The organism is Novipirellula sp., assembly GCF_041583735.1.
In the GTDB taxonomy this organism is placed as follows: Bacteria; Planctomycetota; Planctomycetia; order Pirellulales; family Pirellulaceae; genus Novipirellula.
Window position 1 is genome coordinate 1 of record NZ_JBFHFD010000251.1, and the last position, 11587, is coordinate 11587.

Consider the following 11587-nt stretch of genomic DNA (forward strand, 5'->3'; position numbering starts at 1 on the left):
CATCAGAGCCAGTTCGTCATTCACTCGGTCGACGACGTCGCTTGTTGTTGCCGTCGGACGCACGGCGATTCTCGCCCCTTCGCGAGTCGCATGCGTGGCCGTTTGCTTGACCAACATCATTCGCCCGAGCTCAACTAAGCCAAACGTAAAGGCGATCATCAGCGGTGCGACCAAGGCGAACTCGACGGCGGATGCCGCCAGCCGTGTTGCCTTTTTCTTTCGTCGATTCGATTGGTGAATCATGATCCGTCGCTTTCTTTGATAAGTGTTACTGAACCAACATCACGGGAGTGTATAGATACGAACTCTGCGTGACGGGAGCAGAGTCGACGATCGCGTGTCGCGCCACGGCTTTCGCAGGCTGGATGATGACTCGCTTCTCCGACATTTTCCCAGTGAGCTTGACTTCTAGAATTCGCACCCCTTCGAATTTCACGATCGTGTACATCGCATTGTTTCCGTTGCCGGTCACAGTGGTGTAGATCGGGATGATGCGAACCTTGCCAATGATCGAGGCCAGCTCATCTTTGACTCCCGCACTGATCCCCGTGTCACCGTTGAGTTTTAATTCGCCGTTGGAGTCGAATTTGAGTGGTTTTCCCAGGTCGATGAAATCTTGTTTGGAGATCCCATGCAAAATTTGGCGTGACAAATCCTTGGTGCTGTTGTTGCTGCCACCGATGTCCACCGTTCCGCGGTTACCAGGCGAACCGGTGCCTTGAGGATAAAGGTTGGTTTCGCACAGCCCGTCCGAACCGGAACGCACCGAACCATTGTCGAACTCAAAACTATCTGGCGTGGCGCCCGCGCACATCGCAATCCAGCTCGGCAGATCGAGTGCAAACGGTAAAATGTCGATCGTCTCTTCGTGCGTTTCAGGCTCATTGAATCCCGAGATAGTGCTGAACATCGCGGCGGTTGCCGTGGTGCGGAGCGATTGGCTTTGCCGTCCCGTCACGTCGCCAAAGAAGAGCGGCAACTCACCGTTGCCACCCGCTTGCAGTCGCAGCGTCACTCGCGCGGCGTTGTAAGTCGAGGGATCCGATGTGCTCCATGATTGATCGGGCGAGTAGGTGCCAAGCTCGACATCGTCAGATGAAAACTCAGGAGCCTGTTGGCCAACAAAGTTTCGGGTGGCGATGCTGTTAGCGGCTTGCCTTGCACTGGTTTGCATCGCACTTTCGGAAGCTCCCGAAACCTGCTGGTCAAACAGTTCCCAGCATGCGGCCATTGCCGAAGCGTCAGCGGATCGCTGCAACTCGGCTTCGGCGACGCGAATATGCCCCATATCGATCGTGACAGCCATCAAGGCGACCAGGCTGACCGTCAAAATCAGACCGAACACCGCCGCCGCCCCACGACGCATGCGGGCTGGCATACGGCGTCGATTGACCGGCGGATTTCCACCGCAAGAGAAGCGATTGATTTGTTTCACATTTAAATTTTTCATTGAACTTTATCCTGAAGACGATCCTGGAGACTTGGTGATTTGAGCGACGCGATTGATGAATCCATTCCAAATCTAAGGTTGCCGGTTCACAGGAACCGGGACGACGGTTCCATCGACATAAAAAACACGTACTTCAAGTAGCGTGATGGACGCCACTCGATTTGCCCCAAATCCAATATCAACGGCATCCAAACTTTTCTGTGGATGATATTGAGAAAGTCCTAACGAGGCGTCGGAATTCATCCGGACCAAAAAGTCAGGACCTCCGAAGTCGCCCCACTGGCTTGCATGCCCGTTTTTGATCGCAAACAGCGTCTGATCCTCCACCGTGGCGAGGATACTTGTCCAACGAACATGATCTCCGTCGGATGACAAAGCGACCCGAGTCTCACTGCGTGCTTCGTCAAGAATGTGGTCGTTCTCTACCGCAGCGACGTGAAAGCCGCCTCCAGAAAACTGAGCATCGACGGCGTGATTCAGTTGCAACTGAAAATAGCGACTCGGATCATCCGTCGGTGTCGTAAAGAAGGTGACTTGCGGCGAGTGATTGATGGGGTCGGGCTCGTTGAGCACCATTTCCCAATCTTCTTCAATCTTAAAAATCGCCACATCCTCGGCACTGCAATCGGCGGCCGGAGCCACCGCTAGCGTGAGAATCCCCCCGATCATGGTTTGTGCAATTCGCATCATCGTTCTGTTTCCCACTTAAGACACAACACGGAAAACCGCCCTGTCTTGCACACGCTCGGGAACGGCATGACACGATTTAAGAATCGTGCTAAGCGAATGGTATTTCGCATCAGACTTGCGTTCACTCTGCCATCGATCGTGCGAGATACAGCGGCAGAGAAGCGTCTAAAAGACAAGAGGGTTGAGTTCTGGAAACCTATGTCACGTTCGCCGCCGAAGCATTTAAAAATTCGGCAGCCCCCCCCAAACTTTTAACTCACCCCCTGGGCAAGGATCGGGTTATAACGACTTTGACGATGATCCCGACTCTCGCCCCCCCTTCGAACCGTCAATTTCGCATCTGTTTGACAAATTCTGCGTTTGCCGACTCCTCTCGTTGGCCTACGCGCAATTGCCAGCGCTTCTGATAGAATCCCCGCTGAACCATCAAATCCTTCTGATCCACCGAGCTTGGGAATGTCCAAAGGCCTTTACACACAAACGTTCGTCGTGCTGATGCGCGAAGCGATATCGATTGAATCTGTCGCCGCTGTTCTAGCCGACTTTTCACCATCGGCTGCCCAACCTGCCGCCGCGGATGTCTTCACCTGCGGCCCGTCGATCCAGCTGGAGATCGATGACCAAGACGCAGGCAAAGTCGTGGTCGATGTGGTCGATCAAATTTGGCCGGATGATCCGACAACAGCGGCCGACCCGAGCCGAATCGCCCGCGCGTACCAAGAAGGCCAGCTTGGCCCCTTCACAGCCCCCGAGTCTCTGCTCCGCGCGACTCAACAATCATGGAACTGGGAAGCGGGAAGAACCGCGACTAAATTGCACCAAGCGTTTATCCGCATTCGCTGTAGCTACGTGCTCGATGGCAACGCAACGCCCCCAAATCTGCCCGAGAACTACGATCCCTACAATGAACTGGCGTTCATGACCGAGGTGGTTGGTATGTTGCTGGAACTTCCCGAAGCGATCTGTTACTTCAATCCCGGCGGCGAAGTCCTCAGCGACCTGGAAGTACTGACCGAGAGTGCCGAGTTCTCGGTTGAGCATTCGCTGCCCCCCGTCGAATTATGGGCCAACATGCGTTTCCATGAATTCGATCCGCAGTGGTCGGTGATGGACACGGTAGGGCACATCCAGCTCGATATCCCCGATATGGAAGGATGTTTTCGGCCGCAAGATTACGATGCCGAGGAAGTCGAAAACTTTCTGCGTGATGTCGGTATTTACTTGCTGCAGAACGGAGATGTCATCAAAGACGGCGAGACCTCCGAAGGCCCCGGCGAGATCCTTTGGGTTGCACGCGTTCGCGAGAGTGCCCTAAACGGTCCACGCCGCAGAGTGCTTCGCTGGTTCGCCGACGACGGTGAAGCGATTCCCAAGAGTCTGCTGCGAAAGTAATGGGGCGACACGCTGTCCCGGTGATGGTTCTAGGGGTATCATCCGTTTAGCTGCCACCAACCGCAGCCGAACGATCCACTGATTTGGGAATTGAATTCTTTGACTGCCGAAACACAACAAACCAGCCCCCTGTTTGCCTGGGCCCAATTGGTTCGGCTGCCAAACGTGTTCACGGTCGTTGCCGATGTTTCGGCTGCGTTTCTGCTGGCCGCGCACGGCCCATCGCCCGCCGCACGGTGGATCTGTGTGCTCGCAGCCGGGATCTCGTTGTACTGGGCGGGCATGATTTTGAATGATGTTTTTGACATCGAACGCGATCGTGCCGAGCGTGCGAAACGCCCGCTACCATCCGGACGAATCTCGCTCGCAGCCGCTCGCACCGCGGGCTGGGCATTGCTCGGCGTAGGAGTCATCCTCGGATCACTCAGTGGGTATCTGCCAAGTGAAAACGTCGCCACCACTTGGCTTCCCGCCGCGATCGCCACCCTGCTTGCCATCATGATCGTGGCCTACGACGGTCCGCTGAAAAAGACACCGTTGGCGCCGGCCGCGATGGGTGCATGCCGTTTTCTCAGTTTTCTACTCGGCGTCTCTCCTGTGATCGTGTTACAGGCCGACGGCCCACTCGTTCCGCTGCACTTGGTTGCGTTCGCGTTGGGCTTTGGCATCTACATCACTGGAATCACGACAATGGCTCGTGACGAAGCCTCCGGTGGCGACGATACCAATTTGAAAGTCGGGCTCAGCTTGCTGGTCATCGGACTGCTCGCATTAGCGTTTGCACCGCAGCAAGCGGCCGCGGGCTTTCCCAAATTCATTCGCACTCCGTTTGCCTTCCCGCTGTTGATCGCGATGATTGCGTATCCGGTGGTCCTTCGCGGCATTCGCTGTGTCCGCCACGCCACGCCGCAGAATGTGCAGACGACGATCCGCTCGGGGATTCTGACGATCATTCCGTTGGCTGCGGCAGTCGCGATGCTGGGTGCCGGCCCGCTATGGGGACTCGCCATCTTCGCGTTGGTCGTTCCCGCGGTCGGATTGGCGTCCTCGTTCCGAGTGACCTAAGTGCCGATCCCCCGCGGCAACCCGATCGATTACAATGCAGCCACGCACTCATTTCCGCCTCGAACACCGTGAACCAAGGCCCGTCCGTTCGTGAACGACGCAATCACACAAGTTGCTAAAGACGAATTTCAGTGGCTGACGCAAATCCCATGGCTGTTCCTCGGCCTGATTGCGTTGCCGCTGATCGCAGCATCTTGGCGTGCCAAGATTTACCCGACGCGTTGGTGGGCCGTCCTGCTGGGCGTTTCGGTCATCGCCAGCCTCGCCACCGTTTTTGCTCCCTCGATGATCATCGCCGTATGGCTGATCGATGGCAGCATCTTAACGCTTGCGGTGGTCGATTTTCTGTTAATTTTCTTAGCCACCAATCATGGAATCCAAGTCTCTCGAAGCTTGCCGCGAACCTGCTCTCTCGGCGTTCCGGTGGCCAGCGAGTTGACGGTTGAAAACAGCACGCTGCTGACGTTGTCGGGCGCGGTTTGCGACGATTTGCCCGAACACTTTACCGCGACTCCTGAAAAACACTCGCTGCGTTTGCCGCCCCGCGGACGCATGACCGCACATCGCAAATTATTACCAGGTCGACGAGGCGCGTTTGAACTCGAGTACGTTTACCTCAGTTTCTTCAGCCCGCTGAAACTATGGAATCGTCACCGGCAAATCGAGCTACACGACCGGCTAAACGTTTATCCAGACATGAAACAATTGTCCGACTACGCCCTGCTGGCTCGGACAAACCGTTTGAGTTTGATTGGGGTGCGGCGGACACGGCGAATTGGTCAAGACAGCGATTTTGAACGCCTTCGCGATTACAGCCGTGATGACAACTATCGACATATCGATTGGCGAAGCACCGCACGACGCCACAAATTGACTGTTCGCCAATTTCAGAGTGATCAAAGCCAACGAGTGATCTTCCTGCTGGACTGCGGGCGGATGATGACCAATGAACAAAACGGCTACTCGTTGTTGGATCATGCCCTGAACTCGGTGCTGATGATGGCGTACGTGGCGCTGCATCAAGGCGACTCCGTCGGAATGCTTTGCTTTTCCGATACCATCCACGCCTACATTCCACCGCGAGGCGGCAGCAGCCAGATGAACCGCTTGATTCAAGCAGGCTTTGACCAATTCCCTCGTTTGGTCGAATCGCGATATGATCAAGCGTTCCTGTATCTTTCGACGCACTGCAAACGTCGATCACTGGTCGTGTTGACGACCAATGTCATCGATGAGGTGAACGCCGGCGCCGTGGTTGATTACTTGTCCAACATTAACGGCCAACACCTGCCGCTTGGCGTGTTGCTTCGTGACCGCGAGATGTTCGACGCCGCCGATGCTCCGTCCAATGACGATCACCTGCAGATGTACCGTGCCGCCGCGGCCGCCGACATCTTGCTATGGCGTCACCAAGTCCTCAAAGACCTGGAACATCGAGGCGTGTTATGCGTCGACGCATTCCCCGACGAATTGACCGCACCGCTGGTGAATCAATACCTCGACATCAAAGCGAAACATTTGCTGTAGCGTTCATTCGAAATCAATCGAACGCCCTCTTTCTAGATAACGGTGGAAACAATGTACACTTGTTTGCGTCCGAGTTCCTATGCGTTGCTGGTTGTGATGACGCTCGCGGTGACAACGCCGCTGCACAGTCAAATGATCTGGATCGAAGGCGAGGATGCGGTCGAGAGCACGATGCAGGGGCACAATTGGTACGATTCGGTGAAAACGGCCGAATTGTCGGGCAACGATTGGCTCTCTCATTTCGCCGATGGCGACATGCCCGTCGCTCGGTTCGAGTTCGATGTGTCCGTAGCGGGCCCCCACGAACTGTGGCTGCGGGCCAATCCGATCGCCTCAGCGATCTCGGTGCGTGTCAACGGCGATGCTTGGACGAAAGTGGCGCTGCAAAAGCATGAACAGAGCGTCAACATTGCCTCCGATGGAAAACCGGACCTCCGTTTCGTCGCTTGGATCAAGGCCGATTCGGTCTCGCTTTTGGATGGTAAAAATACGCTCGAGGTCCGTTTCGAGAGCAAAAACAATCGACATGGCGGCCTCGACTGCGTTGTTCTCAGCCGCGCCCCCTTTCTGCCACAAGGCAAATTGAAACCAGGCGAGAAGACCGGTTTGGCCGATCCGGGCACTTGGGCGTTTGAGCCTGCACGCGATGCGTTTTCGCCCGACTCACTGCTTGATCTGAGCGGCATGAACGAAAAACCCGCGGGTGCGAAAGGCAGAGTTGCACGATCCTCCGACGGCGAATCGTTTGTTGATGGCGGCGGAGAACCTCTCCGGTTTTGGGCCGTCAACACCAGCGTCCAGCACCGTGACGATATCGAAGCGGTCCGCGAACACGCCCGCTGGCTCGCCAAACGCGGCGTCAACATGGTGCGGCATCATGGGCATCTTGCGCCCCAACGAGGTGCCAAACTTGACGATGCCAACACCGAGGATATCGAGGCGGCCTGGCGATTGGTCGCCGCGATGAAAGAAAACGGCATCTACGTCACGCTTTCGCCTTACTGGGCCATCAGCGTCAAACCGGATCCTGCCTGGGGTTTGAAAGATGCCGAGGGCGACAACTTGACTGGGCTACTGTTCTTTGACGCCAAACTGCAAGCGGCTTACAAACAGTGGCTCAAACAACTGCTAACGCCCCCCAACCCGCACACCGGCATCCCGCTAGCCCAAGATCCGGCCCTGGCGATCTTTCAAATCCAGAACGAAGACAGCCTGCTGTTTTGGACCGAAAACGCCATCCAAGGCGAACAGCGAGTTGAATTGGGGCGACAATTTGCAGTGTGGCTGAACGCCAAACACGGCTCGCTCGATAACGCGGTTCGTGTCTGGGGCGGCAATGCTCGATGCAATGGCGACGACTTTGCCAATGGTGTCGTGATGCCTCACCAAATTTGGCAACTGACACAAAACCACAACGGCGCGATGGCCAAACGCTTGGCCGATCAAATGGCCTTTTACACCGAGCGAATGCGGGATTTCAATCTCTCGATCGCAAAATTCCTGAAACAGGAAATTGGTTACGAAGGGTTGATCAACGCCGGCAATTGGCGAACCGCCGATCAAGCCAAACTGCTCGACGCGGAACGCTACGCATACACCGCAAACGATGTCATCGGGGTGAATCGCTACTATACCGGCGGCAACCATACAAATCCTACCGACAATCATCGCGCGGGATATTTGATCAGTCGTGGCGATCTGTTCGATGGAACTTCGGCACTGCTACAACCCTGGGCGTTTCCGCTGGCGCTGCGACAAGTCAGTGGGCATCCGATGATCGTTTCCGAAAGCGCCTGGGTGCCGCCGCTACGTTATCAAACCGAAGGCCCTTTTTTGGTCGCGGCTTATGGTGCGATGACCGGCGTCGATATTTTCTACTGGTTCGCCACCGACCAAATTGGCTTCGGTCCTCCGATGGAAAAGTGGCAACTTTCTACTCCCGCCCAAATTGGAATGTTTCCCGCCGCCGCGATGATGTTTCGCCAAGGCTATATCCGGCAAGGCAAACCGGCCTTGCTCGAAAGTCGCAACTTGAGTGATGTTTTCAATCGGAAACCACCGCTTTTGCCCGAAGAAGCTGGCTTTGATCCAAATCGCGATTCACGGACACAGGCGGTGAAAGCCGAAGCTGCTCGGCAAGGGACGATCACCCCGCTGGCCTACCTTGCCGGTCCCGTGGAAGTGGCCTTTGACAGCGGCGAAACGCGGCTCGCCGACATCACGTCGCTGATCGATACTGAGAACCAAACCGTCCGCAGTATCACGGGCGAGTTGAACTGGAACTACGGCGATGGCTTCTGCACGCTCAACTCGCTTAAGGCTCAAGGTGCGGCGGGCAATCTGGCTGCTGCAGGAACGATTTCACTCGATACGCTCACGCTGCGTTGCGACAACGACTATGCCGCCGTGCTGGCCGTTTCGATGGACGGTGCGAACCTCTCCGAATCCAAACAGGTGTTACTGCAAGTGGGCACTGTCGCTCGGCCCCATGGTTGGAAGACCGAACCAGCCCAAGACGGCAAGTCACAGCGAATTGTCGATCTTGGCAGCAGCCCCTGGAACATCGAAAACGCCTCCGCCGAAGTCGTTTTATCCAATTCGGTGCTCCGCCAGGCGACGTCGCTAGACGCCAACGGAATTGCCATCGTCGATCTGCCAGTTCTAAAGAACGTCGACGGTCTAAGCCTAAAACTGCCCCCCAACGCCCTCTACATCTTGCTACGCTAAAAAAGGTGTCGGACACCTTTTTGGTTGACTGGGTAGCTTGGCTGCGGGTAAAATTCAGTTTGCCAGGAACAAGGGAGGCCGAAATGGGACGACCGAAACGGGCTGACGTGGCTGGCGAGATCTACCACATGCTCAATCGAGCCAATTCACGCCACACCATCTTCCACAGGAAGGAAGACTACGACGCGTTTGAGAATCTGATGGCCGAAGCAGTCAGTAGCTTTGATATACGGATTTTCAGTTACTGCATCATGCCCAATCATTGGCATTTTGTCGTCAGCCCCAATGTTGACGGTGAGATGGGACGATTTGGCCAGTGGGTCACTCTTACCCACACCCAGCGGTACCATGCTCACTACGATACCGTCGGCATGGGACATCTCTATCAAGGCCGTTACAAATCGTTCCCTGTGCAGTCCGACGAACACTTCCTAACGCTCTCACGCTACGTCGAGCGAAATGCGTTCACGGCAAACCTTTGCAGTAGTCCTGATCAATGGAAGTGGGACAGCTTATTTCACTGGAAACGACAAACGTCGGTGTATCAATCGATGCTAAGCGATTGGCCCATTCCTCGTCACTCGAACTGGATCGAATGGGTGCGAATGGAGTTTTCCCAGAGAGAACAAGCTCAGATCGACTGGAGCATGCGTCGCGGCGTTCCCTTTGGTAGCGAAAACTGGGTCGAATCGATGGTGCGAAAGTTTGATTTGGAATCAACAATGCGTCCTCGCGGCCGCCCTCGCAAAATAAAGCCGAAAACTTAAAACCGCCTATCTTGCCAAAAAGGTGTCCGACACCTTTTCCTTCAACCCTCCTCGCCTCATGACATCCTTTCGCATCGCTAACGTTTTGGCACTGACTATCGTCGTGCTCTCTTTCGTGGGTGCCGCTGACGCGGAACCGCCCCATCCGATTGACCAAGCCTGGGATGTGACATGGTCGCGGTTCTATCGCGACGACACTCATTTGTTCTACGACTATTTGACTCGGTACGAAGATGGCAGCGGTCTTTCGCACTTGCCCACCGCCCAGGAGATTCAGCGGCAATTCCCAAACGAATGTGGCTACGGCACCGGGATGGAAGATTGCATGATCTCGGCCGGAGTGATGTTGTCGATGATCATCGATCGCTACGAGGTGACGAAACAGGAATCGCTTCGGCAGCGAGCCTACGACGTTTTCCAGGGCATCCGGTTGTGTGCGACCGCCCACGGAGCCCCAGGTTTTCTTGCCCGCGGCGTCTGTCACGAGGACCTAACGAGTATCTACATGAACTCGTCGCGAGACCAATACACCCATGCAGTGCACGGATTGTGGCATTATGCGAAGAGTCCGCTGTGCAGCGAGGAAACTCGGCAAGAGATCCGCGAGATCCTTTCCGCGATCGCCGACCGCATGATTCGTAATGTGACCGCCGAGAATGATTACGATTCACTCCGCGCCGATGGTAGCCGAGACACGCGAGGGATCAGCCGCATGTGGAACGTAAAGGGGCATGAAGCCGCCCGGCTGCCAATGATCTACGCGGCGGCGTGGGACATCACAGGCAAGGAATCGTACCGCGAGCGGTGGCGGCACTATATTGCTGATGCGGTTAAACAATCGTTGGATGTCGAAAGCGGCCAACCCACCTACGCGTTTTTGCAAATGCAGATCTCGTTGGACCTGCTCTGGCAATTGGAACCCGATCCACAACTGAAACAGCAGATGCAAGAGGTAATGACCACGGTGGCGCAGCGATGTGCAGACCGCGCCACGGCGGCAGAGCAACGAGCCAAACAACTCGACCTGTCGCGACTGTGTACCGATTGGCGAACCGGAGAGGGCATCTCGTCGACAGGCAGCTATCGAGCGACCTGGTACTGCATCCGCGAAAGTGGTGAAGCCGCGTTGGCACAACTCGTCGCCAACGCCCCTCTTTCTGAGTCGCAGCAGCAAACGCTCGAACGAGCCATCGAGCGACTCGATTACGAGCGTGTCTCGAGCAACGGTATCTTCTTCCTGCAAGCGGCGCACTGGAAATCGCAAATCACACCGCCGGGCCGCAACTAGCGATCTCCTCTCTCACTCCTCACCTCTCACTCTCTCCTTACGCCCCCCAAAAAGGCGCGAAGGATCGGATATTCCAACGCCAACGGAACGGCCCGCACTGTCTGGGGAAGGCTTTCCGGATGGAGGTGTTGTAGAGTTGGCTTTGATATCATTGATGCACACCACTCGGGGATGCCGAAGAGTTTCGATGTACTTCGAATCCTCGAAAACGGACAGAGTGGTTATGTTGCGTTCAGTGTTCATCGCGCTTGGGATCATGGCGGTCATCGTCGGCCTTGAATTTCTGTTTATCGATTCTGCCACGATCTATCAGGGCGAACCGGCTAACGCGGTCAGTTTTGTCGACCCGACGGGGGCTCCCGCCAATTCCGCCAAAGTGTTCCGACCGAAAGAATGGATGCCCTGGTCACTTCTTAGCGGCGGAATCATTACCATTGTGTACACCTACCTGATTCCCGTCCGTTATGCTCGCTGGCGACAATCGCCCGGCCAATGACGGTTGCGGGCCAGCGGCAGCGTGATGGAAGTGGGTGACTGTCTTGACGAATGGGGGCCGGGGATCTACCTTGCATTAAATCGGCTGCCACAGGGAAGCCACACTATTAGGAATACTTATTTAGCACGAATCGAATATTGCACGTCCGAAATCTCGAGTTGTTCTGTAGCGTTGCCGACGAACGC

Annotated in this window: 10 protein-coding genes; 7 read left to right on the forward strand and 3 right to left on the reverse strand. The window is 55.7% G+C overall.

Annotated elements, in window-relative coordinates:
* The 3 genes from ABX962_RS18415 to ABX962_RS18425 form a co-directional block, all read right to left on the reverse strand.
* A partial coding sequence (locus ABX962_RS18415; protein WP_372721500.1) for a TadE family protein occupies nt 1–243 on the reverse strand: 243 nt, incomplete at its 3' end.
* Between the two features lie 25 nt (nt 244–268).
* Nucleotides 269–1450 (reverse strand): TadG family pilus assembly protein, encoded by a 1182-nt coding sequence (locus tag ABX962_RS18420; RefSeq protein ID WP_372721501.1) that lies wholly within the window; start codon nt 1448–1450, stop codon nt 269–271.
* Between the two features lie 72 nt (nt 1451–1522).
* Nucleotides 1523–2140 carry a hypothetical protein gene (locus ABX962_RS18425; protein ID WP_372721502.1) on the reverse strand — a complete coding sequence of 206 codons (618 nt, stop codon included), beginning with the start codon at nt 2138–2140 and terminating at the stop codon, nt 1523–1525.
* 456 nt (nt 2141–2596) lie between these two features.
* Between ABX962_RS18425 and ABX962_RS18430 the strand changes: the two genes are divergently transcribed.
* The 7 genes from ABX962_RS18430 (at nt 2597) to ABX962_RS18460 (ending at nt 11402) form a co-directional block, all read left to right on the forward strand.
* Nucleotides 2597–3532 (forward strand): DUF4261 domain-containing protein, encoded by a 936-nt coding sequence (locus tag ABX962_RS18430; RefSeq protein WP_372721503.1) that lies wholly within the window; start codon nt 2597–2599, stop codon nt 3530–3532.
* Nucleotides 3533–3631: 99 nt separating this feature from the next.
* Nucleotides 3632–4597 (forward strand): UbiA family prenyltransferase, encoded by a 966-nt coding sequence (locus tag ABX962_RS18435; RefSeq protein ID WP_372721504.1) that lies wholly within the window; start codon nt 3632–3634, stop codon nt 4595–4597.
* Nucleotides 4598–4687: 90 nt separating this feature from the next.
* Nucleotides 4688–6124 carry a DUF58 domain-containing protein gene (locus ABX962_RS18440; RefSeq protein WP_372721505.1) on the forward strand — a complete coding sequence of 479 codons (1437 nt, stop codon included), beginning with the start codon at nt 4688–4690 and terminating at the stop codon, nt 6122–6124.
* A gap of 51 nt (nt 6125–6175) precedes the next feature.
* Nucleotides 6176–8851, forward strand: a complete 2676-nt coding sequence (locus tag ABX962_RS18445) for a hypothetical protein (protein WP_372721506.1) — start codon at nt 6176–6178, stop codon at nt 8849–8851.
* A gap of 83 nt (nt 8852–8934) precedes the next feature.
* Nucleotides 8935–9618 (forward strand): transposase, encoded by a 684-nt coding sequence (locus ABX962_RS18450; protein WP_372721507.1) that lies wholly within the window; start codon nt 8935–8937, stop codon nt 9616–9618.
* Between the two features lie 58 nt (nt 9619–9676).
* Complete coding sequence (locus ABX962_RS18455) at nt 9677–10906, forward strand: hypothetical protein (RefSeq protein ID WP_372721508.1); 1230 nt, start codon at nt 9677–9679, stop codon at nt 10904–10906.
* A 223-nt stretch (nt 10907–11129) separates the two neighbouring features.
* Nucleotides 11130–11402: a hypothetical protein gene (locus ABX962_RS18460; RefSeq protein WP_339936982.1), complete on the forward strand. Its 273-nt coding sequence runs from the start codon at nt 11130–11132 to the stop codon at nt 11400–11402.
* The last annotated feature ends 185 nt before the right edge of the window (nt 11403–11587 follow it).